The sequence below is a fragment of the Photobacterium rosenbergii genome (assembly GCF_033022775.1).
GTDB classification, from domain to species: Bacteria; Pseudomonadota; Gammaproteobacteria; order Enterobacterales; family Vibrionaceae; genus Photobacterium; species Photobacterium rosenbergii_A.
On sequence record NZ_JAWJZI010000001.1, the window covers coordinates 415,024 to 439,652 of the forward strand.

A 24,629-nucleotide genomic window follows, 5' to 3' on the forward strand; every position below is an offset into this window, starting at 1 on the left:
GCCACACCAACCGCACAAATGTAAACCAATATTTACACAATACATAAAACCAAAAAACAATGACAATATTGACATTTTATCTTGTGATGTCGTGAGAGTTCGATTATGTTGAACTGGAAAACAAACAGAGGCTCACCACGGCCCAGCTACAGCTTTTTATGACCAAACATCACACAACATAAGATACCGAACATGAAGCCAAGATTACTTACTACTGCGTTGCTTAGTGCACTTACCCTTGCCACCTCTTCTGCTTTCGCGGGCGAAGCACTTGACCGAATTGAACAAAATCAAGAGATCCGCGTTGGTGTAACGGGTGACTATATGCCGTTTTCTGAGAAACTCAGTGACGGTAGCTATGTCGGTATCGAACATGATCTTGCAGCCGTAATTGCAGAACGGCTGGGCGTCAAGCTTACTCTTGTACCAACCAGCTGGCCTACGCTGATGGAAGATTTCCAAGCAGGGAAATACGACATTGGCATGAGCGGTATTTCTGTTACCGATGCCCGTAAAGAGTATGCATACTTTTCAAATAGTTACTACAACTACGGCAAAACACCTATTACTCGCTGTGAAGACGTAGAGAAGTTTGATTCATTGGCAAAAATTGACCAGCCTGACACGACAGTGATCATCAACGAGGGTGGAACAAATGCTATTTTTGCCCGGGCAAATTTGAAGCAAGCCAAGCTACATGTTGAGCCTACCAACAAATACGTTTATGACCGGATTCTCGATGGTACTGTTGATTTAATGATCCCTGATTCAGTGGAAGCGGACTACCGCGCCCGCCACCATGATGAACTTTGCCGCTCAATGCCTGGATTTGAGTTCACAGAATCGACCATTGCTACCATGATGCCAAAAGACGACGAGCTAAAGGCTCGCATTAATGCAGCACTCTCTGAGTTAGAGCAAAATGGTCAGCTAGATAAAATCATCGATAAAAACATGGGTATCAAAATCTAGTTTGTTAAGCGCCACTTAGTATTTGGTGGCGCTTCACTGCCTCTCACTAGTTACCCTTTATCAACCGAAAAATAAATCACTAATTAGCTATAGTATAAGTTAGTTTTATCTCTAACCTTGCCCCACACATCGGCATATAAATAACTAAAAGTCGCGAAGTCTAGTATCTACAACCGTATTTGTTTTTTGGCTTTTTTATCAATAAGCTTTGTGAAAATATAATTGTCACACATTAAATATAACTATGAAAAGGAAGTTGTAATGATTGGAAGGATCACCCAGCTATTTCCCGTATGGGCCATACTCTTTGCCGTATTAGCCTATCTATCACCCAGCCTATTTGTCGAGCTGAAAACACAAATCGTACCCTTGTTGACTATCATCATGCTTGCCATGGGTATCAGCTTATCTCCCAAGGACTTCCTAAATGTCGCCCAACACAAAAAAGCCGTGGGTGTCGGTGTGGTTTTACAATTTCTTATCATGCCCCTGACAGCACTGCTTATCAGCTATCTGTTGGGCTTTAGCACCGAACTGACTGTTGGCATGGTCCTGGTAGGAAGCGTTGCCGGGGGGACCTCATCGAACGTCATGGCTTTTCTCGCCAAAGGCAATGTCGCACTTTCCATCTCAATGACCGCGATTTCTACACTACTTGGCGTGATCCTTACCCCTCTTTTGGTTGAGCTATTGGTAGGCGAAACGGTTGATGTGCCGGTATCTGCGATGCTGATGAGTTTGGTGAAAATTGTCCTTTTACCTGTTGGACTGGGTGTAGTCATCAACACTTTTGCTCAAAAAGCTGTTGCCAAGGTGAATGCTTTACTGCCTCTTATTTCAATGATCGCCATCGTATTGATTATTGCCATTGTTGTCGCTTTGAACGCAGAGAATCTAAACCAAGTGGGCCCAATGGTTGCACTTGCGGTGATACTCCACAATGGCTTCGGCTTAACTACTGGCTACTACTGCTGTCGCCTTCTAGGTTTCAACGAGTCAACCTGTAGGACCATCGCTTTTGAAGTTGGCCTGCAGAACTCTGGACTGGCCACCGCACTGGCGATGAAGTTCTTCTCACCTGCTTCCGCCATTGCCGGCACCATTTTCTCGGTATGGCACAATATTTCTGGCTCACTGTTGGCTGGTTACTGGGCTGGCAGGAAAGAATGCCAAGCTAAAACCTCGATCGCAAATTAGCGGGTTAGCTAACGCCTATTAAAATAAAGCCTTGCCGGTAACCATACCGACAAGGCTTTATTTTATTTTTAGACAAGTTGACTAAGGTTAGTAGCCTTTCTTGCGCTGCCGGCTTTGGCTTTGCACAGAGCGGTACATTTTACCCAACTGCTTATCTTTATTCCTAAGCTCACTCAGAGTAGCGGTATTGCGGGCTTGCTCCCTAAGCAGCTTGAGATAGTTCTGCAGTCGGCGCTCATCGAGCTCACCAGTTTCCAGTGCTTCTTGAATAGCACAACCGGGTTCAGACTGATGCTGGCAATCACTGAAGCGACATTGCTGGCTTAGCGCTTCAATATCAGCAAATGTTTCAGAAACACCGCTCTCGCAATCAGTTAATTGCAGTTCCCGCATTCCTGGCGTGTCGATCAATACCGCACCTGATGGCATGAAATGCAATGAACGTGACGTTGTCGTGTGACGCCCTTTGCTGTCATCCTCGCGGATAGAGCCCGTCTGCTGCACTTCGTTGCCCATCAAGGTATTGACGAGTGTTGATTTGCCTACACCAGACGATCCCATGAACGCAATTGTCTTACCTAGGCGACACCATGATTCCAACGCACCATACGAAGATACATCCAATGCATTTAGCACCTCAACCATTAGCATGGGATCGAGCGCCTGCACTTGCTGGCGTTTCTCATCACTGTCTTGGCATAAATCCGCTTTGGTCAATATGACGACAGGCTCAACATTGGCTTCTCGCGCTATCGCCAAATAACGCTCTATCCGGCTCAAGTTAAAATCCTGGTTCAACGAACAGACGATAAATAACGTATCGACATTTGCCGCAATGTATTGCTCCGCTATCTTGGTACCCGCAGCCTTACGGCTAAATAACGAAACTCGCTCCAACAAGCGAACGAAGCGGTTGTCACTGTCAATAAGTACCCAGTCCCCTACCGTCATTGCCGGTAACGAGTGATGGATATCAAGCGTGACCGAACCATCCTCTGTCTGCAAGGCGTAGCCATTTCGGTGATGCGCTAAAATACGGGCAATTTTTGCTTGTTCGTAATCTTCAAGTGTTAGTTGCTGTTGAAAAACTGGCTGCCAACCAAGCTGGCTAAGTGTAATAGTAGAGTTCATTATTTTCCCCACGCACAAGCCACTAATCAGTTTTGGCTCTGATAATGCGTATCAAAGAGAATTTAGGGTCAAATAAATATAGATAGACCCCGGGTTGAATAACACCGGGCAAGAGAAAGGAAGTTGTAAAGCGGTTAGTAAAGTGTCGCTGATGCTTGTTTGGTTAATATCAGCTCTATAACGCTTATTGTGTTTGCTTCGCAGTCTTTGCCGAGTGGGTACGTAATACAATCATCTTTTTCTCCTAGTGTTATGGTCAATTCTGATGCAGATAATAACAGATCTTTTGTAAATGGATAGCCTCCGTGCCTATATATTCATCAAGAATGACCTAGCGAGCCGTTGCTGGCTTTTCAAAAACACTATTTGACGCCTTTTTCTGGTGTGCACTGTATTGTTCCAGTAATATCGAATTAAGATTCTTCTTGGAATGACCAATCATGGATATTGAAGTTGTCGCAAAGGCGCTCAAAGAGCTGGGCCACCCTACCCGTTTATGCATTTATAAAGCTGTTGTCCGTGCAGGCTATCAAGGTACACCTGTTGGGAGCTTGCAGGAAAAACTCGGCATACCGGGATCAACGCTTTCGCATCATATCTCAAGCCTTGTTTCAGCCGGTCTTCTTTCCCAACGCCGTGAAGGCCGTACTCTGTATTGTGTTGCAGAATATGAGCAGCTGGATTGTGTTATCGGCTTCCTAAAGGAAGAATGTTGTGTTGATGAGCAAGCGCTAGAACACACTGTGGAACAAAAATAAACAAACAATTGATTTTACAAAAAAGCCCTCAAAATGAGGGCTTTATCTATTTTGCAGCATACCTAATTAAGTGTTTAGGCACACTCAATCTGCTTTTTTTCCAGTACAGACTCTTCTTCACCGGCATACATACGCAGGTATTGCTCCGCAGCATCTTTCCACTCAAAACGACACGCCATCGCGTTTTGTTGAAGGCGCTTAAACTCTTGAGGGCGCTGGCAGTATAGCAACAAGCTTCGCTGCATCTTGATAAGAAGCGCTTCTGGAGTTGGGGCATCGAACACGAAACCTGTCGCAAACTGCGGGGTTTGATCGTAATCGATAACCGTATCCTTCAAGCCGCCTACACCGCGAACAATCGGCAGAGTACCGTATGCCAGGCTGTAGATTTGGTTCAAGCCACAAGGCTCAAATTGTGATGGCATCAAGAAGAAATCAGAACCGGCTTCGACACAGTGAGCCAATGGATTATCGTATGCTTCAATAAAGGCAAACTTATCCGAGAAATCGTCACTGATCGCACGTAACGCTTCAGCCAGTTTAGGGTCACCGCTGCCAACAAGTACAATCTGCACATCATTAACCAAGAAGTCACGTAATACCGGCAGAAGATATTGGATCCCCTTCTGCTCCGTCAGACGACAAACCATGCCGTATACAGGCACATCATCCTGTGGCAAGTTTACTTGCTGCTGCAGATCACGCTTACATGCTTTCTTACCGCGCGCAAGACTGACTTTATTGGCTTTAAAGTGCTGCTTGATGTACGGATCTGTTTCCGGGCTCCAATCACCATAGTCACAACCGTTCACGATACCGTAAAGGACATCCGAACGGTGCTGGAAATCTGTCGCCATACCGTGAGAGCCAAGCTCTGTCAGCAGTTCTTTGGCATAGTTCGGGCTTACCGCATTTACCTTGTCGGCAAACGCAACGCCAGCTTTTAGCATGCTGATGTTAGCTGAACCATCTTCCAGCTGAAGGTAACGCTTCTGGATCAATTCAGGGATCAAACTGTACTGGTCATAATTAAACGTCCCCTTGAACACCGCATTGTGAATGGAAATAACACTTTGCGTATCAGCAAAAAAAGCATTATCTGCATAACGGGTTTTCAGCAGGAACGGGACAAGGCCAGTATGCCAATCATTGCAGTGAACAACATCTGGCTTGAAACCCAGTTTTTCGCACATATCCAAGGCAGCGGCACTGAAGAAAGCAAAGCGCTCACCGTTATCACGGTAACCTTCGTTGTTCTCTGCATACAGCTCAGGACGGTCAAAGTATTCAGGTGCATCAACGGTATAAACAGGCACATCACCATTATGTAGTTGTTTAACCTTGTACGATACAGCCTCAGGCTGGGTCGATACCAATAACTCAGTATCGAGTAATTCAACAGCATCAGCACCATTGGGTACTTTGCGGTATAGAGGCATCACCACTCGCACATCATGCCCTAGTTCCTTAAGGGCAGCTGGCAGTGATTTGGCAACATCTGCCAAACCTCCGGTTTTGACCAATCCGTCTACCTCTGAAGCAACAAACAAGATTTGCAGTGGCTTAGAGTTAGATTTCTTCCTAGTAACCAATTTTTGCTCCTTTTGGTATCACAACAATTCCTTCGTCAGATACGTGGTACTTCTTCTTGTCTTCTTCTAGGTTCTCACCAATCACCGTTCCCGGTGCAATCATTACATTCTTGTCGATGATAGCGCGGCGGATAGAACAGTTGGCACCGATCTTCACATCACCCAAAATCACAGACTCACTAATAGTCGTGTCATGATCGACATTGGTACGGAAGCCCAGTACAGACTTGTGTACCTTAGCACCACGGATATAACTACCTGCAGAAATCATACAGTTGTTGATATCGACCTTACAGTCGTCACTGTCTAGTACTGTTGCAGGTGGTAGTGGTGGGTAGTAAGTGTGTAGCTGCCACTGGCGGTTATATAGAGAGAATGGCGCATCTTCAGAAAGCAGATCCATGTGTGCCTGCCAGTATGACTCGATAGTACCTACATCACGCCAGTATCCTGCTGTTTTCTCACCAGGAATAATATTGGTCATGAAGTCGTAGACATACACTTTACCCTGTGGGAATAGCTTTGGAATAATGTCTTTACCAAAGTCATGGCTTGAATTTTCGTCAACTGCATCTTCTTCAAGCTCTTTGCAAAGAACATCTGTTTCGAAAATGTAGTTCCCCATAGAGACAAGTGCATTTTCTGGATCACCCGGAATTGACTTAGGATTAGCAGGCTTTTCTTCAAAACCAACCATACAACCGTTTTCATCAACCTCGATAACACCAAACGCACTTGCTTCACTAAGAGGCATACGAAGAGCAGCAACCGTTAGATCCGCTTTTTTCTCATTATGGAAATCAAGCATTTGCTTAACATCCATCTTATAGATGTGGTCACTACCAAAAATACAAACCTGATCAGGTTCTTCTAGCTGCATGAAACGCATATTCTGGTAAATGGCATCTGCTGTACCATCATACCAGCGCTTACCCATACGCATTTGTGCTGGAATAGGATCGATAAATCGCCCTGTGATCCCTGATACATTCCAGCCCTTTTTCATGTGCACATACAAAGATTGAGATTTGAACTGAGTCAGAACATAAATCTTCATCAGGTCAGCATTCAAAAAGTTGTTAAGTGCGAAATCAATAAGGCGGTAACTGCCACCAAATGGCACCGCAGGTTTAGTTCGTGTATCTGTTAACGGACGCAGACGAGAACCTTCGCCACCTGCTAAAATCATTCCTAAAACACCAGCCATGGTGTACCTCCTTGTTAGTAAGCAATCATAATCATATATACCATATTCCAATGGGGGATTAGAATAGGCTTGCAATGAAATTTGGTGAATAGTTTCAAAAATCTTGTTTTATTACATTATGAACACTGATTTTTACATCACCTCATACCACCTCATCCTTAGTAGTAGAACTATCAATAAACCATATAACAAGAAAACGCCAACAAAATATTATTTTGTTTACAGTATCCACAGTTTTCATACATTTTCGTAATAGTGGTCTGGCTACTCCCCCTCTGCTACTCCCCTTTTTTTAATCAAACAGCTGAATACTTTTTCATCAGCCAGCGGTAGACTGCACTCAGTTCATTGAAGGGACACAAACCATGACCACCAGCTATACTACTAAGACGACAATCAAAGCGACCAATGTCATTCTCCATGCCTTTGACTGGCCGTACAATCGAGTCACGCAGTATGCTAAAGACATTGCAAGATCAGGCTATAAGGCCGTACTTGTCTCACCTCCTCTGAAATCATACAAACATGAAAGCGGTACAGAATGGTGGCAGCGCTACCAACCGCAAGATTATCGAGTAATCGACAACCAGCTGGGTAATACCCAAGATTTCCGTAAGATGACAGCAGTATTAAAAGAACATGACGTGCATGTTTATGTCGATGTTGTCTTCAATCACATGGCCAATGAGTCATACCTCAGAGACGATTTAACTTTCCCATCTGATCAGGTATTGGATGAATATCAGCAATCAGCAGAATATTATGAAAAGCTGAAATTATTTGGAGATCTAACTAAGCCTCTATTTACTGAGCGGGATTTTATCAAGGCGTTTCCCATCAAAAATTGGACTGATCCCTGGGAAGTTCAACACGGCAGGATCAGCGGTGGCAGTGAAGATCCTGGATTACCGACACTGAAATGTAACCAAAATGTAGTAAAACAACAGAAAAGCTATATTGCCTGTTTAAAGCAATTAGGTATAAAAGGGTTCCGAATAGATGCTGCCAAGCACCTAACCCTCGAACATATACAATTGGTATGGGACAAAGATATTAGCGCTGATGTCCATATTTTTGGTGAAATCATCACGGACGGAGGGGCGACGAAAGAAGAATATGAGTTGTTCTTAGCCCCATATTTAAAGGGAACAAGCTTAGGGGCGTATGATTTCCCTCTATTCCATGCCATGTACAATGTGTTTGCAAAAGGCCAACCGCTTGCTGAACTTGATAATCCTTACTCTGTTGGACAAGCATTAGCTTACGACAGAGCTATTACCTTCGCAATCACCCACGACATCCCAAATAATGACGTGTTCTTGGATCAGGTAATGACTGAGCGTAACGAGCTCTTCGCATACTGTTATATTTTGGGGCGTGATGGTGGTGTTCCATTGATCTATAGCGATTTAGATACCAGCCAAATTGCAAATAACAGAGGACTACCTCGATGGAAAGATACCTGGAACGATCCGCTTCTCGTTCAAATGATCACCTTCCACAACCTGATGCAATGCCTGCCTATGAGAGTACTTGATAAAGGAGAGGATCATTTAGTCTTTAGCAGGGAAGATAAGGGGATCGTTGCGATTAATAGGGGAAGTGAACAACTGGCCGTTGAGCTACCTCCGGGTGAGTTTAGTGTCCTGATGAATTCCGATGAAAAGAACTCAATCTCATATGAAGTGGTATCCAATCAGTTCACTATCGCTGGGCAAAGTTGTGCCATGCTGGCTCTTAGCGACTTGCTAGGCTGAATGCCATAACAAAAAGCCGCACAGTGCATTTATTGTTGATAAATGCAAAGTGCGGCTTCCATAAATTCAAATAGGTAGAAACTTAATCTCTCTCGACAGCCAGAATTTTGCCACTAAAGAGATCCATTTCAATCTCAACGCGATGGCCATCGGCGTTCCTCGCCTCTACTTCAATTTCATGCTCATCTCGTTCAACTTTGATCTTACGAAAATCGTGGTAACCATGGCTTTGCAACATCCTCATTGCCTTAGGCACAGTCAGTTCCGGTGAGGCTGAACGCTCAACCGGGTCAGCATAGGCAGGTAGAGAAAAACAACTCGCTGTGAGCACCGCTAACAGAGATTTCAACATAACTTTCATACATCCACCTGTAACCATTACTACTCAGCGCATAATAACAAATGTGCAGGCAATAGCCTGCTTACACAGCATGCAAGGTGTGAAACCCATCACGCATTTATTAATATAAAACTAAGTATGATCCCTCATTTGTATAGATCTCGCTTCATTTCTGGGATTCTATCTATTGTTTTGGCGATGCAAGTCAGTGCTTCGTTAAATCTTCCTGTTTTATGAAATGCATCTAAGCTTTTCGTAACACCTTCATTTCTGCTTCCGAAGGGGGCACCATGACATCAAGATACCGAACAGAAGTTGACAGCATGGGGGAAGTAAAGGTCCCAGCCAATGCGCTTTACCGCGCACAGACACAGCGCGCTATTGATAATTTCCCCGTCAGCGGCATTCCTATGCCTACCCTTTTCATCCAAGCTCTTGCATTCATCAAACAGGCGGCGGCAAGAAGCAACCTTGAACTTGAGTTGCTGGACTTCGATAAAGCTCACGCCATTATCGACAGCTGTCAGGAAATTATTGACGGACAGCATTTAGAGCATTTCCCTGTCGATATATTTCAAACCGGCTCTGGCACCAGTTCAAATATGAATGCCAATGAAGTTATCGCAACTTTAGCTACCCAGAAGTTAGGTGATGATGTCAGTGCCAATGATGATGTCAATATGGGACAAAGCAGTAATGATGTGATTCCAACCGCCATTCAAGTCAGTTCAGCACTCGCTTGTCATCGGTTGTTGCTACCCGCTTTTGACCACATTATTACTTCACTTGAGAATAAGTCGCTTACTATAGGGCACCTCACCAAAACAGGACGCACCCATTTGATGGATGCCATGCCAGTTACTCTCGGCCAGGAGCTCGAGGGCTGGAAAACCCAGTTTTGCAAAGCCCGCCATGGGGTTGTGATGTCACTGGACAATGTGACTGCCCTTGGCCAAGGCGGTACAGCAGTAGGGACTGGTATTAATTCCGCGCCGGAGTTTTCAGCCATATTTGCCAACAACATCTCTGTTTCTACAGAAATTAATTTTACGGTCAGTGATAACTTCTTTTATAACCTCAGTAGCCAAGACGCGATTGTCAGCTTGTCAGGCCAACTTAAAACTACAGCTGTTGCCCTGATGAAAATCAGTAATGACTTGAGGTGGATGAACTCGGGCCCACTCGCAGGGCTCGGTGAAATTGAGCTAGAGCCTTTACAACCGGGGTCGTCCATTATGCCAGGCAAAGTGAATCCCGTTATTCCTGAATCATCGGCCATGGTCGCCGCGCAAGTGATGGGAAACGATACCACCATAGCGATTGCGGGGCAGTCGGGTAACTTTCAGCTCAATGTCATGTTACCCGTCATTGCTTATAATACTTTGCAAAGTATCGAGTTGCTAGCGAGCTCGCTGGAACTCCTTGCAAACAAAGCCATTGATACCTTCCAAGTGAAACAGGATACGCTGGAAAAAGCCTTGGCCCGCAATCCTATTCTGGTTACAGCTCTCAACCCAATTATTGGTTACCTAAAAGCCGCTAAGATTGCGAAAAAAGCCTACAAGGAACAACGAAACATCATTGATGTCGCTGAAGAGGAAACGGAAATCAGTAGGAGTGAACTAGAAAAACTCCTTGAACCACACCATTTGACTCAAGGCGGCGTCGCAGATAAAAATTAGCGATGCAATTCATTGGCTAATATATTGGCCAGCCGAAGCACACTAACTGGGCTGGCCAGCATTCCCCTTATTATTCACTTGATTAAAGTTTGAGGTACTTTGACTTTCTACATTTATGAGTTGAGGAAAACCAACATAAAAGCCCTGGAGGTAATCGGCCCCTAACGAAATTGCAGCATGATAACCTTTCAAGTCTTCGACGCCTTCGATAATGAATTTTGAACCCAGCTCCCTACACAACTCGCATACGTCCAAGAGCGGTTTCGTGTTTCCCTTTACATACTCAACTAACAGTGAAGCATCGGCTTTGATTATGTTCGGAGACACCGCCCTTGCACGCTGCTCTGACGATCCCTCTACGCCAAAGTCATCAATAACAATATTAAACCCTGCTTGCTTTAACTGTCGTATCGCCCGTGTCAAAGCTATATCATCATCAGTGTGGTGCTCTAAAATCTCGACGTAAATTTGCTCAGGCTTTAAGCCAAGTTCATAAATTCGAGGCAGTAAAATAGAATCAACCAACCCTTCATTTTCGCAAAAAAGTATGGTGGCCGGCATCATGTTAATAAATAATTTCGTTGAGGTTTGCGGCCGAGAGAAATTTCTGAGATGAATCACTCGTGCAAGGCGATCAATATTTAATAAATGAGCTGTGTGGCCTCGGTAATGATTGATCAAATCACCATTATTAAGTAGCACCCCTTCGGAGTTATATACCCTCATTAGGGCTTCGTAAGCAAAGATACGGCCACTCGCCTTTACTATTGGCTGAAAAACACTTTTAAGAACAAGTCCTTGATACAAAGCAACAGACTGCCCCTCCTTTTGCAAAAGGAGATGCCTTTCAATTTCATCTCTTGTTCTTAAAATTTTATCCACAATAAAATGCCCTAATAAAGACTATTGCCAAATAACAACTATCTAAAATAGGTTAGACCATATCCTAACGTCATTTAGTTAATTTACAATATCTTGACAATTCATACTGACGACAAGAAACATTTTATTACTTAAAAAAATCTCATTGGCAGCAAATACCACATAAATATGAACCAACACGAATACTTAATTCTCCCCCCCCCCAAATGCAACACACCGCATAAATTTTTGCGACTTTACAATCAGTTTCCATCAAAATGGTAGCGAAAGGTGATCTCACATCGTCTTACAGGTAGAATTGCCGCCCTTAATCCCTATCGGCTTCTTTGTGGATTTGGTAGGACTGGATAACTTCACCAAAGATCAGCTTATGCACGCCCCGGAACATTGTTTTACGCCCTTTACCTCATCTATCGAGCAATATGAATTGCCCGAGCGTTTTACATACCCGTTCTACTACGAACCTCACCCTCTGTGTATTGTTGCAGCAGAACAGCTTCAGCAGCACCTAGAGACGCAAACTGGCTGGCAGCATAACTTTGGCTTAGATGGCGAAGCTGAATCCGCTATCGGTAAAATGTTTGGTGTCCTTCTGGTGAAAAACCAGCAGGGTGAAATCGGCTTCCTATCTGCATTTTCAGGAAAAATTGCCGATCAAAACTTATTACCCCATTTCGTCCCGCCTGTGTTCGATATGCTTGCAGAAGGCAGCTTTTTTCTTAGCGGCCAAGATACACTCAATGAACTTAGCCAGCAGATCAGACGCTTAGAAGCCAACCCTGCACTTGCTGAAGCGAAAAAAGCGCTAAAGGAAGCACACACTAACGCCAGTGAGGCATTAGCGGCCCATCGCAGCAATATGGTCGAAGCAAGAAAAGTCCGTAAAGCAAAGCGGGCTGCAAGCGCTGATCTTGACCCTGAAGTGCGAAACGAGCTGAAAAAACAACTTAGCCAAGAAAGCGTGATTGAAAAGCTACAGCTTCGCGATCTCAAAATTCACTGGGAAGCTGAAATTGCAAAAAAACAAGAACAGCTCGATCACTGGCAAAATGAAATCACGCCTTTGATTGAACAACGCCGTAATTTCTCTTCTTCCCTGCAGCAACAGCTGTTTGAACAGTACCGCTTTCTCAGTAGCAAAGGTGAAGAAAAATGCCTAGGTGAGCTTTTTGTCGACACTGCACAAGGCGTCCCACCCGCAGGAGCCGGTGAATGTGCTGCACCAAAGCTGCTTCAGTACGCGTTTAAACACAATATGACGCCTATCGCGATGGCTGAATTTTGGTGGGGCAGCTCACCCAAGTCTGAAATTCGACGCCACAAGCACTACTACCCTTCGTGCCAAGGTAAGTGCCAACCTATCCTGACCCACATGCTAGACGGTATGGAGCTTGATGATAACCCGCTGCTCACTAACCCTGCCGAAGGGAAAAGCGTTGAGATTATCTACCAGGACGAAGATATGGCCGTGGTCAATAAGCCGGCTGAGTTCTTGTCTGTTCCGGGTAAAACCATCGAAGATTCGGTTTACCTAAGAATGAAGCATCAGTTCCCTAAAGCAACGGGGCCATTGATAGTTCATCGCCTCGATATGTCTACTTCAGGCCTGATGGTTATCGCCATATCCAAACGTGCGAACAAGAGTCTGCAGAAACAGTTTATCCAGCGTACGGTTCAGAAACGCTACGCAGCGTTAATTGATGGTGTTTTGGAGCACGATACGGGTTATATCAACCTGCCGATGCGTGGCGATCTCAATGACCGTCCTCGCCAGTTGGTCTGCTACGAACACGGTAAGCCCGCTGAAACCAAGTGGGAAGTCATCAGCCGCAGTGAGAAATACACTAAAGTCCATCTATACCCGAAAACAGGCCGAACTCACCAATTACGTGTCCACTGTGCCCACGCTTCAGGGCTGAATATGCCTATCCTAGGTGATGATTTGTATGGTGTGAAAGCCAACCGTCTTCACCTGCATGCTGAACGTTTGGAGCTAGTCCACCCAATTACGGGCGAGCCGATGGTGTTCCAAGTAGAAGCAGAATTTTAAGCCACATCCTATTTATGGACATAAAAAAGCCCCGGAACCCAAAGGATCCGGGGCTTTCTTTTTCAACTCTGATTACGACTGAGCAGCTGCCGCTTGGGTGCTTTCGTCTTGGTTTTTGTACAGCTTATAAGACATAATGCCGATCACCAAGGCTTTGATGATCATCATCTGAGGGTTACCGTAATAACCTACCATGCCAACGAAGCCAGACATCAGCATAAGCACTCGGTACTTACGCAGGCTAGTCATATAAATTGCGGTCAGGATAATACCCAGATCCATGAACTGGAAGCCGACAGCTAATGTTGGCTCGGCGACAAAAGAAGATACCGCCACATAAAGAATGTAACCAATGCCTGCCGCCATGATGCTACCCAAGGCTATCAGCAGTACCTTGGAGACTTTCATGAAGTCTTTCGCATAACGATAAGAGTTAACACTTGCTACCGCAAGGTTAAGAATTACCTTTGGGTACCACCCCATCAACAAAGCCCAAACTGTATCGTTCGCAGCAGAGCCAAACGCGGCAAAGCGCGTTGCCTTCATACTGTTGAAAATAGTCAGTGAAATGTAAAAGGCAACACTGGTCCAGCCCAGCACCTCGACGATAAAGTCCATTAAAGTATCTCCACAAGGTAAAATTCGGCGTAGATACTAATGGTGTAGACCTGATGAAACAAGCGTTTTTGCCAGCTGAAACAGAATTAAACACTATATAAAAACCACAAACCAGCCATTAACATAGACATAAAAACCATCAACAAAATATAATAAACTTACACCGGGTAATATTTACTATATAAATCAAGCCGTAACTATGATCTTACCTTATCATTTTTGCGAGTTATCCACAGTTTCTGGGGATAGTTTGTTGCTAATCCTGTTTATATACCCAAGTTGTCTCATTTCACATTGAGTTAGCCTTTTTGACTCATCACCTGCCGCCAGACATTCACAATATCGTCACTAAATAGATAGAATGACTTTTCTAGTTGCTGGAAATCACTTTCCGAGCAGACATCTATTGCTATCTCTGCGGCCTCACGCAGTGGATAACCATATACCCCACAGGATATCGCTGGGAAAGCAATACTTTGACAGCCATTTTCCAATGCAAGCCGCATAGCATTGCGATAAGAGGAGGCTAGCACCCTCTCTGGCTCTTCGGATTGTGAATAAATAGGGCCTGCAGTGTGTATGACAAACTTCGCAGGCAGATTCCCCGCCGTTGTGATCCTGGCTTCACCAAACGGACACCTCACCCCGTTAATAACTGGTACTTCCCGACAGGCTGCCAATAGTTCAGGTCCCGCGGCACGATGAATAGCACCATCAACCCCGCCACCACCCAGCATGGTAGGATTCGCCGCATTGACAATCGCATCGACTGAAGCCTTCGTGATATCGCCTTGCACTATTTGAATAGCCATCATGCGCCTCTCAAGTTAAAACAGTCACGCAGTAATAGTAGAAGTTGGAAGAAGTTTATCAGATGGGATTGGGAATACGAAAGAGGCTGCACTACGCAGCCTCTTCCAAAGTAGAGCATTTTGATGCCAACACTTAGTTAGCTCTGCGGTCAAGCTCATCAAGTGGTAGCCAGTTCACGGCTACACCCGCCTGTTCGAACATCTCCTGGCTCACCTGGATTTTATCCCCCCAGCGAGACAAGAAGTCTTCAGTTTGCTCAGGGCAATGTACAGTGGAGATGCCAGTTTGAATAATTTTCGCGGCACAGTTTGGACAAGGGAAATGCGTTACCCAGATATCACAGTCTGCCAAGTCACGCTTAGCAAACAAAATGGCATTTTCCTCTGCGTGAAGTGTTTTTAGTAGCTTCATTTCGCGATCATCAGTATCAGCACTGTCTGACACGCCATGGGGATAGCCATTAAAGCCTACCGACACAATTCGGTTCCCTTTGGTGATCACCGCACCAACTTGGGTCGAAGGATCTTTACTCCATGAGCCTACTAGCTCCGCCATTTGAAAAAAGCGCACTGCCCATTTCGAAATCATGATCTTTACCTTTCTTACTCGTTATCGGTATTGTTCTATAAGTTCAAGCAACGCCCAAAAGCCGGTCTTGAAATCAATGGGATATATGATGCAAAACTTATGCTCATCACTCAAGTCCGACCTTGTCAATGATTGTGCATTTTAGCGCCAGGCTAATACCCTCACTTCATTGCCTTCTTCTGGTTTAGTTGGAATATTCAGCGACAACAGCAACGACACTCCGGCCATGGCAGATCCTGCAAAAAATACTGCTGATGGAGACGTTAGCCAAAGCAGCCCGAAACTAACCGGTATAACAACTGCTGCAATATGATTGATGGTAAACGCAACGCCAGCTGTCGAGGCCATATCTGCAGGGTCGGCAATTTTCTGGAAATAGGTTTTCATCGCCAATGCTAAGGCAAAAAACAAATGGTCAACCACATACAGTACAGCCGCGGCTTCGGCCTGCTCGACAACCGCATAACCGGCAAAGACGGCTATGAGGCCAACATATTCGAACACCAAGGCCTTACGCTCACCAACTTTACCAATGAAACGACCGATTTTTTTCGCAAATAGCCAATTGAATAAATAGTTGATTAAGAACAGTAAGGTAATGTCTGCGGCAGAATAACCGAACTTTTCAACCATTAGAAAGCCAGCGAAGACAATGAAGATCTGCCGGCGAGCACCACTCATAAATGTCAGTGCATAGTAAAGCCAGTAGCGCTTACGAAAAACCAATTTTTTGGTCTGTACAGTTTCACTCTTAAACTCTGGAAATGCCAAGGCGATAAACACCAAGACGGCGAAAGCCGCCGTTCCGGTAATAAGGTAAACCCACTTGAACGATAACTCAAACTGTTCCAGCATCAGCCATAAAGCCCCATAGGTACAAAGCGAAGCTAATGCGCCAACAGAGATCAGCTTGCCTAGTACTTCTGGCGCTTCATCTTTGCTCAGCCATTGTAGCGAAAGGGACTGTTTGAGCGTTTCAAAATAATGGAACCCCGTCGACATCAGCAAGGTTGTCATTAATATGCCGCCTACAGAAGGGAAAAAGCCAGTAATTGCTACCCCGATCGTTAGCATCGCAAGCGATAGGATCATAAACCTCTGTTCACGAATAAACAGCAGTACAAAAACGGCAGTGAAGGCGAGAAAACCCGGTATTTCACGCACACTTTGTAATAGACCGATATCAGCCCCGGTAAAGGCCGCTTCTTCAATGACAAAATTATTAAGTAGTGCCTGCCAGCTTGAAAAAGCAACCGGGACAATAATTGAAATTAAGATCAAAAAATTTTGCGGGGTACTCCACCCCTGCTCCTGACGTGTAGCGAGCATAGCTTCCCTACTGTTACTGATAAAATAATATTCAACTAGCTTATCAGCCTAGTAAAAAAAGGCTATGTAAAATCATCGCCCTTGCTGAGCAGACGATTTGTCTTCATTTATGGATGCTTGGTAGAGCTGAACAACTTACCTTCAATTATCGCTTTCTATCCGTCCCTGCCTAGCCAAACGTCGATCTACCATTTTTCTGTACCCGCGAGAAAGCCGTATTTTCACAAAAGGCAAAGCCATCACCCATGCTATTGGTCGTAAATACCATACCTGTTTAAACAACAGGATGTAGGCATCTAACTCCTTGAAGATCTCCCCCTCCACATTCATTACATGGAGTTCCCTAACAGCAAGATAAGGGTCTATTCCCAACGCCCTCAAGTCCTCTTCCTTGCCAGTAATATCATACCAATCAATATTGTCAGGCTGCCTGAGGCGCCGCTCAAACCAATTGCGGTCATCGACACAACTCGGGCAAGCACCGTCATAGAAAATGGTCAACTTCCGCTTTGACATTTTCCTCTCCCAGTATTCAGTATTATATTTCACGTCTATTTAAATTGTAGCGAGGCTAAAAGTAGAGAGAAGGCATAACAGCAACACGCACAGCTTCCACCTACGGACGCCCCATAAAGTCATACAGATATACTATGCTTTCGCTGTGAGTTTTATCTCTTACTTGAGGGAGTATGATTATGGCAAAAGCATTAATTGTGGTTACCAGCCATGCGGCATTGGGCAATACAGGAACAACTACTGGATTCTGGCTATCTGAATTAACCCACCCCTACTTTGCTCTGGCAGACAAAGGGGTCGAGGTAGACATTGTGTCAATCGCTGGCGGTGAAACCCCCATTGATCCTAAGAGTTGGGATGAAGAAGATGAAGCTAACGCCCGCTTTCTGGCCAATCCGGACCTAGTTGATCAATTAAAAAACAGCCATTCCCTCAACAACATCATGCCTTCTGACTATCAGGCCATCGTATTTGCCGGCGGTCACGGCACCATGTGGGATTTCCCCGATGATGAGCACGTCAAACGTGTCGCCATCGCTATCTATCAACAAAATGGTATCTTAGCCGCTATCTGCCATGGCCCTGCCGCTTTGGTTAACATGACTTACAGTAATGGCGACCACCTAATTGCCAACATGAAAGTCACCGGTTTTACCAACGAGGAAGAAGAAGCTGTTGGGCTAACTGGCGTTGTTCCATTCTCGCTTGAAGACAAACTCAAACAAGCCCATGCGACTTTTATTGGCGCAGAGGCCTGGGCCAATAATGTCGTCATTGACGGGCACCTTATCACTGGCCAAAACCCCCAATCGGCCGCTGGTGTTGGCGAAGCTGTTGCAGATTTACTGTTAGAATAGTAACTTGGCGTTGAGCAATAGCTAACAATAACAGGACGTACAATGGAATATTTACATACTATGGTACGAGTCAGCGATCTTGATGCATCGCTAGATTTCTACTGTAACAAACTGGGCCTAGTAGAAACTAACCGTAAAGAAAGTGAAAAAGGTCGCTTTACATTGGTCTTCCTTGCTGCTCCAGGTGACGCGGAGAATGCCAAAACCACCAGCGCTCCTTTGGTTGAATTGACCTACAACTGGGACAAAGAAGAGTACACGGGTGGTCGTAACTTCGGTCACCTGGCTTTCCGTGTTGATAATATCTATGACCTGTGTGCGCACCTACAGTCAAGTGGCGTAACCATCAATCGTCCACCTCGTGATGGCCATATGGCATTTGTCCGCTCCCCTGACGGAATTTCTATTGAGCTACTGCAAAAAGGCGAGGCACTTGCACCTGCCGAGCCTTGGGTTTCAATGGAAAACTCCGGCCAGTGGTAATTCATTATTGAAATGAAATAAAGGCCCTTACTTTTAATTAGGGCCTTCTATTATTTCTCACCTAATAGATGATTGTGTCTAACATAAAATAGCCAGCTCTATGGCACACCATGGCCTTTCGAGGCAACCCAAACTCGGTACCACTGCTCACGTGTCAATGTGATGTTCAATGCATCCACAGCCGTTTGCACGCGCTCAATTTTACCTGAACCGATAATCGGTAGCGGGTTTGAAGGCAAACGGCGTACCCAGGCATAAATAACCTGATCAATACTCTCGGCCCCCACTTCTTCACGAATGGCTTCCAGTTCATTACGAACACGAACTTGTTGCTCTGACTGGCCAGAGAAGATTGCACCGCCACCCAAACATGACCACGCCATCGGCTTAACACGCTTCATCTGCAGTTGATCAAGTGTACCGTCATGCGCCACTTCAAAGTTCAGCGGGTTGATCTCGACTTGGTTGGTTACCAAAGGAGCATCCAAGCGGGATTGCAGCAACTCGAACTGTGAAGGTGTGAAGTTAGACACACCGAAGTGATTCACTTTGCCCTGCTGCTTTAGCTCAGCGAACGCTTCAGCAACCTCGTCAGCGTCCATCAAAACATCCGGACGGTGGATCAGCAACACATCGATATTCTCTACATTCAATCGCGACAACGAATTGTTCACCGAGTTAACAATATGCTGCTTGCTGGTATCGTAGTGATTGATCTTACGCTCTGGCACCAAGTCGCTGCAAAGGTTGATGTCGCACTTGGTCACGATTTCAATTTGCTCACACACACTCGGATCAATTGCCAGTGCTTCACCAAACAGCTGCTCACAAGTATAACCGCCGTAGATATCGGCATGATCAACAGTGGTAATACCCAGCTCAATATGTTGCTTGAGGAAGCTCAAACGCTCCTGCGGGCTCATATGCCAATCAGCTAGACGCCAATATCCTTGAACTAACTCAGAAAACTGCTGCCCGTTCGGGGTGAGTTCAACTTTTGCCACCATCTGGACTTAACTCCGTTTACTCAAAATTCGCACTCCATCCTAGGCTTGTTCTGCCCACGAGGCAATGCTATAAATCCATACCTTCGAACTGGAGTACGAACTATGTCTTTTTCCACTCGCCTGAAAACCCTCATTGGTGAAGAGAGCATCAGCGGCTTTGCCCGCAGGGTTGATATCAGCGAAGCCCTGATCCGCAAGTACCTCAAAGGCAGTGAACCAAGTTTAGCCAAGGCCAATCAAATCGCCATGCGGGCAAATTGCTCACTGGAATGGCTGGCAACCGGTTGTGGTTATCTCTACCGACAAGCCGAAGTTGTCGACAAATCGGCACTTAATGCCGCTTTTGAGCATGTGAACGATAAAAAAATCAGCGATACTGAAGCAGAGAATCTGTTAAAAATTGTGACTGGCTACCAGTACCTCCGAGCCCATAAAAAATCTGATGGTTACTTAGATATCAGCGGGATGGCAACATTCCTCAGTATCGCGAAACAAGAAAAACCTGAATGATTTCTGTCAGCACACGAATTTCCCAACTGGCAGGAGTAGTGTTTTGATATTAGGGGGTTACAATCCGCCGCAGTCATTAGCTAAGAAGTACTGCTATGCCAAAACTAAATCTCCATCGACGTGATCACATGAAAACCGTGGTCAATGACTTCACTGCTGACGAGCTGCAGCAACGACTTGGGGCTAACTTTGCCAAGCCGGAAAAAAAACAGCCACGCACCCCCTACCTGACGCCTAAGGCAGTAGAGCGACGCTGGCAAATGCTCGACAACGAGGAAGCCAAAGCGCAATTGCTCGATGGACACACGCAGGAGCAGATGCTCTGCTACTACAAAAACATTGAAAACTTCATCGGTACGGTCAAAATGCCGATCGGCATCGCGGGGCCTTTGCGTGTAAACGGCCTGTTTGCCCAAAATGATTTTCATGTCCCTCTCGCAACAACCGAGGCCGCACTCGTGGCGTCCTATAACCGCGGATCGCAGCTCATCACCCAAGCCGGCGGTGCTAGCGCTATGCTACTGAACGAAGGGGTGACCCGCACTCCGTGTTTTGCCTTCTATGATTTGGCGCAGGCTGGTCAGTTTGTCGCTTGGGTTGTGACCCAATATGATGAGTTCCGCCGTATCGCCGAATCAACCACTCGCCACGGTAAATTGGCTGATATCAGTGTGAACATTGAAGGCAACCATGTTTACCTTGTGTTCGAGTACTTGACGGGCGATGCCTCGGGCCAAAATATGGTGACTATCTCCACCAATGCGGTGTTCGAGCATATCTTGCACCACTCGCCAATCAAACCGCTTGAAGCCTTTCTTGATGGCAACCTCTCTGGTGACAAAAAAGCAACGGCGCAAACACTCCGCGGTGTACGCGGCAAAAAAGTAACGGCGGAAATCAATATCGAAAAAGCCTTGGTCGAGAAAATGCTGCACACCACGCCACAGAAAATGGCAGAATTTGCCCGCATGAATACCATTGGTGGCACACTGAGTGGCAGTATCGGTATCAATGCTCACTATGCTAATGCCCTCGCCGCTTTCTATATTGCTTGCGGTCAAGACGCAGCCTGCGTGGCGGAGTCTGCAGTCGGTATCACCCGTATTGAAGTCAACCAGCATGGCGGTCTGTATGCATCGGTGACTCTGCCTAACCTAATGGTAGGTACAGTAGGTGGCGGGACATCCTTGCCTAGCCAAAAAGCCTGCCTCGACCTGCTGGGCCTGCATGGTTCTGGTAATTCTCAGGCACTCTCTGAAGTCTGTGCTGCGCTGTGTTTGGCTGGCGAACTCTCCATTGTTGGCGCTTTTTGTGCAGGGCATTTCTCCCGGGCACATCACAAGTTAGCCCGCTAACTGATACCTTAAATTCCTAGCAACATCGCCTCACCTCGTCAAAACGATGTGAGGCGATTAGATTTCAGTTTCTAGCGCATATTTACAACTGTTCAATATCAATCAATAACTGTTTGGCTTTATCTAGAACAGCTTGCTGGTTTTCATCAGGTTGGTTATCCCAATTTCGATAGACCATCCCCACCCTTGGGTTTCGTTCAAACTGCTCACGATGCTGCGTCATAAAATGCCAATACAGACTGTTTAGCGGACACGCATTTTCTGAAGTTTTTTCCTTCACTTGATAATGACAATGCAGGCAGTAGTCGCTCATCTTGTTGATGTAGTTACCGCTAGCTGCATATGCTTTACTTCCGACTATACCACCATCAGCATACTGGCTCATTCCACGGGTATTTGGCATTTCTACCCATTCAATAGCGTCAACGTATATACCGAGATACCAAGCATCAACCTCATCAGGGTCAATTCCAGCAATCATGCAAAAATTACCGGTGACCATTAGCCGCTGTATATGGTGGGCATAGCCATATTCAAGGGATTGGGATATAGCGTGATGAAGACAGTTCATTTTGGTCTCACCATTCCAAAACCACCCCGGCAGAGATTGGCTCGCATTGAGATGGTTTCGCTGAGCATACTCGGGCATATGGGTCCAATATATCCCTCGGACAAACTCACGCCAGCCAAGGATCTGCCGGACAAACCCTTCAATTTGTGCAATGTTAATCACGTCACTAGAACGGTAATGGGTAATTGCACATTCGATCACTTCTAAGGGGCTTATTATTTTACTGTTCAACGCAAACGACAACCGGGAGTGGTATAAGCTCCATTGCTTCTGATCAACTAAATCATCCGCCTGGCAGGTCATGGCATCCTGAAAACGGCCGAAATTTGGTAAGCAATGGGTACAGAAAAAATCCAACAGTTGCAGTGATTGTTTCCGGGTTACTGGCCAAAGCAATGAGTCCCTACCTACGCCTATACTTTTAACCTTATGGCGAGCTAAGCGCTGGTTGATATCGGAGATATCATTGTCAAACAATAGCGGCTGCGGAAGCTCTGTAATATCATTGGGCTTGAGTTTATCCCTGTTTGCTTTATCGAAATTCCACTTGCCTCCCTCAGGCTTCTCTTCATCCTCCATCAAAATTTGGTGCTTCTTCCTAAGCTTTCGATAAAAGGTTTCTAGCCGGCCATTTTTATCTCGGGTGAAATACTGAGGCAGATCGTTAAACGGCACGATAAAGTGCTCGCCATCAACACATACAGTGGCAATAGATAGCTGCTGACAGAAGTCATCAAGCTGCTGGTGTAACCGTAATTCATCCGGCTGCTGGTATTCAAATCGCTGGCACTGAAAGCGTGTGATGAGTGCTGTCAGCAACTCAGGGAGATCCGTATATTCAGTCGTCTCATCCAGCGTCAGGTGCAAGACGTGGTGACCAGATGCCGTCAGCGAATCTGCCATATGCTGCATCGCCAAAAAGAAGGCTTGGATCTTTTGGATATGATGGGACGCATAATCCATTTCCTGTGGCAACTCGGCAATCACATATACAGTGCTATGGTCAACGTCTTGAAACCAAGAGTGCTTATTATTCAGTTGATCCCCAAGCAGCAACCTCAAACACTTATAGTGCTTATCCATGATTTACCCTCTTCTGCATCCGACAACGTTTCGAGCAATACTTCACCTCATGCCACACCTTTTCCCATTTCTTGCGCCAAGAAAAAGGCAGGCCACACACAGCACATTGTTTGCTCGGTAAGTGAGATTTCTTCATGTCCTGTTGCTATTTCATTTTTCAAGTTACTGAACTAAAACGTCTCTAACTGGTATATCGATCATAGATGTTAATTACATAAAAAAAACAAATCAGAGGGTTTCTTTGTGCCAAATTTTTATCTGAATTCATCACACATATCTGGTGCGTTATGCATCATTTTCAGGCAAACTTGCGGCAGCGATTCCCATTATCATTTGGAGCAGCATTTTCTTGTTGCATCACACCTGAGGTTTCAATTTCACCAATGCACAAAACCCTTGTTCCCTCTTTTTTTAAAAACTCTCTACTGGGTCAACTTCCTATTGGGCTTAGATTCATGCTGCTATCTGCGCTTGGTTTTGCACTTATGGCAGCCTGTGTGAAACTGGTCAGCAGCACTGGCATGCCGATATTCCAGATAGTTGCAGCCAGGGCATTTATCTCACTGGTGATCAGCTACCTTGATATCAAACGCAAAAAGATCCCGGTATGGGGCAATAACAAACCGCTTCTCATTGCGCGGGGAACCGTCGGTACACTAGGGCTGATTTGCGTTTACTATGCCATTGCGCACCTGCCATTGGCTGAAGCGACTATCCTTCAATACCTGCACCCGGTATTTACAGCAGTACTGGCACTTCTGTTCTTAAAAGAGCGTATCCAGTTGTCTACTGTCGCCTGTATCGTGTTAAGTATTCTTGGTCTGGTTATTACCGTTAAGCCGAATATGCTGGCTAGTAATGCGGTAGAGCTGCCCACTTTTGCTGTCGGTATCGCAATGCTAGGCGCGTTTTTCAGTGCGGTTGCTTATACCATCGTCAAACGTTTGAGCAAGAGTGAAGACAGCTCGGTTATCGTGTTCTATTTCCCGTTCATCGCCCTGCCTCTATCCCTTTTCCTGTTGGGTGGCGATATCCAGATGCCAACACTGTTTGAAACTGGTTTGTTGCTACTGGTGGGTATCTTTACCCAAATCGGCCAAGTCTGTTTAACCAAAGCGATGCAAACAGAAGCAGCGAGCAAAGCGACTGCTTACTCTTACATCCAGGTGGTCTTTTCAATCTTGCTAGGCGCATTCCTGTTTAATGAATTGCCTTCAATTTGGACGCTGCTGGGCGGCAGCTTGATCATAATCGGTACCCTGATCAACATCTTCGGCAGTCAACGCGCAGCACCGGGTAAGTAATATCAAATACTGATTCGTGTATTACCA

General features: G+C 45.6%; 24 protein-coding genes. 11 read left to right on the forward strand and 13 right to left on the reverse strand.

The annotated features are described in order from the left end of the window. Positions 1–192: 192 nt before the first annotated feature. Positions 193–972: a transporter substrate-binding domain-containing protein gene (locus tag R2X38_RS01955; protein ID WP_317520341.1), complete on the forward strand. Its 780-nt coding sequence runs from the start codon at positions 193–195 to the stop codon at positions 970–972. A gap of 261 nt (positions 973–1,233) precedes the next feature. Continuing rightward, the gene (locus R2X38_RS01960; protein ID WP_317520342.1) at positions 1,234–2,169 is read left to right on the forward strand and encodes a bile acid:sodium symporter family protein; all 936 of its coding nucleotides are present in this window, start codon (positions 1,234–1,236) and stop codon (positions 2,167–2,169) included. An 87-nt stretch (positions 2,170–2,256) separates the two neighbouring features. Here the strand turns inward: R2X38_RS01960 and rsgA are convergent, their stop codons facing one another. Beyond that, a complete protein-coding gene (rsgA, locus tag R2X38_RS01965; protein ID WP_317520343.1) occupies positions 2,257–3,300 on the reverse strand; it encodes a ribosome small subunit-dependent GTPase A in 1,044 nt (347 codons plus the stop codon). Positions 3,301–3,740: 440 nt separating this feature from the next. Here rsgA and R2X38_RS01970 point away from each other — a divergent pair, with 440 nt between their 5' ends. After that, positions 3,741–4,058 (forward strand): metalloregulator ArsR/SmtB family transcription factor, encoded by a 318-nt coding sequence (locus tag R2X38_RS01970; protein WP_317520344.1) that lies wholly within the window; start codon positions 3,741–3,743, stop codon positions 4,056–4,058. Between the two features lie 74 nt (positions 4,059–4,132). Here R2X38_RS01970 and glgA read toward each other — a convergent pair whose 3' ends face one another. Then, positions 4,133–5,650 (reverse strand): glycogen synthase GlgA, encoded by a 1,518-nt coding sequence (gene glgA, locus R2X38_RS01975; RefSeq protein WP_317520345.1) that lies wholly within the window; start codon positions 5,648–5,650, stop codon positions 4,133–4,135. Next, the gene (gene glgC, locus R2X38_RS01980) at positions 5,640–6,857 is read right to left on the reverse strand and encodes a glucose-1-phosphate adenylyltransferase (protein WP_317520346.1); all 1,218 of its coding nucleotides are present in this window, start codon (positions 6,855–6,857) and stop codon (positions 5,640–5,642) included. The genes glgA and glgC overlap by 11 nt, the downstream gene beginning before the upstream one ends. Positions 6,858–7,222: 365 nt before the next feature. Between glgC and R2X38_RS01985 the strand changes: the two genes are divergently transcribed. Next, the gene (locus R2X38_RS01985) at positions 7,223–8,614 is read left to right on the forward strand and encodes an alpha-amylase family glycosyl hydrolase (RefSeq protein ID WP_317520347.1); all 1,392 of its coding nucleotides are present in this window, start codon (positions 7,223–7,225) and stop codon (positions 8,612–8,614) included. A gap of 82 nt (positions 8,615–8,696) precedes the next feature. Here R2X38_RS01985 and R2X38_RS01990 read toward each other — a convergent pair whose 3' ends face one another. Next, entirely contained in the window at positions 8,697–8,975 is a 279-nt protein-coding gene (locus R2X38_RS01990; protein WP_317520348.1) for a PepSY domain-containing protein, read from the reverse strand. Between the two features lie 269 nt (positions 8,976–9,244). Here R2X38_RS01990 and R2X38_RS01995 point away from each other — a divergent pair, with 269 nt between their 5' ends. Further along, positions 9,245–10,636 carry a class II fumarate hydratase gene (locus tag R2X38_RS01995; RefSeq protein WP_317520349.1) on the forward strand — a complete coding sequence of 464 codons (1,392 nt, stop codon included), beginning with the start codon at positions 9,245–9,247 and terminating at the stop codon, positions 10,634–10,636. 42 nt (positions 10,637–10,678) lie between these two features. Here the strand turns inward: R2X38_RS01995 and R2X38_RS02000 are convergent, their stop codons facing one another. Beyond that, positions 10,679–11,518: an EAL domain-containing protein gene (locus R2X38_RS02000; protein WP_317520350.1), complete on the reverse strand. Its 840-nt coding sequence runs from the start codon at positions 11,516–11,518 to the stop codon at positions 10,679–10,681. A gap of 370 nt (positions 11,519–11,888) precedes the next feature. On the opposite strand from R2X38_RS02000, the gene R2X38_RS02005 reads away from it, so the two are divergent. Further along, complete coding sequence (locus R2X38_RS02005) at positions 11,889–13,568, forward strand: RluA family pseudouridine synthase (protein WP_317520896.1); 1,680 nt, start codon at positions 11,889–11,891, stop codon at positions 13,566–13,568. 72 nt (positions 13,569–13,640) lie between these two features. On the opposite strand, the gene R2X38_RS02010 is transcribed toward R2X38_RS02005, so the two are convergent. The 5 genes from R2X38_RS02010 to R2X38_RS02030 all read right to left on the reverse strand — a co-directional run bounded on the left by R2X38_RS02010 (position 13,641) and on the right by R2X38_RS02030 (position 17,432). Further along, positions 13,641–14,186, reverse strand: coding sequence for a hypothetical protein (locus R2X38_RS02010; protein WP_317520351.1), 546 nt, complete (start codon positions 14,184–14,186; stop codon positions 13,641–13,643). Positions 14,187–14,485: 299 nt separating this feature from the next. Beyond that, the gene (locus R2X38_RS02015; protein WP_411184445.1) at positions 14,486–15,001 is read right to left on the reverse strand and encodes an O-acetyl-ADP-ribose deacetylase; all 516 of its coding nucleotides are present in this window, start codon (positions 14,999–15,001) and stop codon (positions 14,486–14,488) included. A gap of 130 nt (positions 15,002–15,131) precedes the next feature. Continuing rightward, complete coding sequence (locus tag R2X38_RS02020; protein ID WP_317520354.1) at positions 15,132–15,587, reverse strand: cytidine/deoxycytidylate deaminase family protein; 456 nt, start codon at positions 15,585–15,587, stop codon at positions 15,132–15,134. A gap of 141 nt (positions 15,588–15,728) precedes the next feature. After that, positions 15,729–16,916 carry an MFS transporter gene (locus tag R2X38_RS02025; RefSeq protein WP_317520355.1) on the reverse strand — a complete coding sequence of 396 codons (1,188 nt, stop codon included), beginning with the start codon at positions 16,914–16,916 and terminating at the stop codon, positions 15,729–15,731. A gap of 141 nt (positions 16,917–17,057) precedes the next feature. Beyond that, positions 17,058–17,432 (reverse strand): DUF393 domain-containing protein, encoded by a 375-nt coding sequence (locus tag R2X38_RS02030; protein ID WP_317520356.1) that lies wholly within the window; start codon positions 17,430–17,432, stop codon positions 17,058–17,060. 179 nt (positions 17,433–17,611) lie between these two features. Here R2X38_RS02030 and R2X38_RS02035 point away from each other — a divergent pair, with 179 nt between their 5' ends. Further along, a complete protein-coding gene (locus tag R2X38_RS02035) occupies positions 17,612–18,289 on the forward strand; it encodes a type 1 glutamine amidotransferase domain-containing protein (RefSeq protein ID WP_317520358.1) in 678 nt (225 codons plus the stop codon). Positions 18,290–18,331: 42 nt separating this feature from the next. Continuing rightward, the gene (locus R2X38_RS02040) at positions 18,332–18,772 is read left to right on the forward strand and encodes a VOC family protein (RefSeq protein ID WP_317520359.1); all 441 of its coding nucleotides are present in this window, start codon (positions 18,332–18,334) and stop codon (positions 18,770–18,772) included. 98 nt (positions 18,773–18,870) lie between these two features. On the opposite strand, the gene R2X38_RS02045 is transcribed toward R2X38_RS02040, so the two are convergent. Then, on the reverse strand, positions 18,871–19,779 hold the full coding sequence (locus tag R2X38_RS02045; RefSeq protein ID WP_317520360.1) for an aldo/keto reductase family oxidoreductase: 909 nt from the start codon (positions 19,777–19,779) through the stop codon (positions 18,871–18,873). A 102-nt stretch (positions 19,780–19,881) separates the two neighbouring features. On the opposite strand from R2X38_RS02045, the gene R2X38_RS02050 reads away from it, so the two are divergent. Beyond that, positions 19,882–20,289: an XRE family transcriptional regulator gene (locus tag R2X38_RS02050; protein WP_317520361.1), complete on the forward strand. Its 408-nt coding sequence runs from the start codon at positions 19,882–19,884 to the stop codon at positions 20,287–20,289. 95 nt (positions 20,290–20,384) lie between these two features. Further along, positions 20,385–21,644, forward strand: coding sequence for a hydroxymethylglutaryl-CoA reductase (locus tag R2X38_RS02055; protein WP_317520362.1), 1,260 nt, complete (start codon positions 20,385–20,387; stop codon positions 21,642–21,644). An 82-nt stretch (positions 21,645–21,726) separates the two neighbouring features. On the opposite strand, the gene R2X38_RS02060 is transcribed toward R2X38_RS02055, so the two are convergent. Together R2X38_RS02060 and R2X38_RS02065 are read right to left on the reverse strand one after the other, a co-directional pair. Next, complete coding sequence (locus R2X38_RS02060) at positions 21,727–23,298, reverse strand: cryptochrome/photolyase family protein (RefSeq protein WP_317520363.1); 1,572 nt, start codon at positions 23,296–23,298, stop codon at positions 21,727–21,729. After that, complete coding sequence (locus R2X38_RS02065; RefSeq protein ID WP_317520364.1) at positions 23,291–23,434, reverse strand: DUF2256 domain-containing protein; 144 nt, start codon at positions 23,432–23,434, stop codon at positions 23,291–23,293. The genes R2X38_RS02060 and R2X38_RS02065 overlap by 8 nt, the downstream gene beginning before the upstream one ends. A 247-nt stretch (positions 23,435–23,681) precedes the next feature. On the opposite strand from R2X38_RS02065, the gene R2X38_RS02070 reads away from it, so the two are divergent. Then, entirely contained in the window at positions 23,682–24,602 is a 921-nt protein-coding gene (locus tag R2X38_RS02070) for a DMT family transporter (RefSeq protein ID WP_317520365.1), read from the forward strand. Positions 24,603–24,629: the final 27 nt, after the last annotated feature.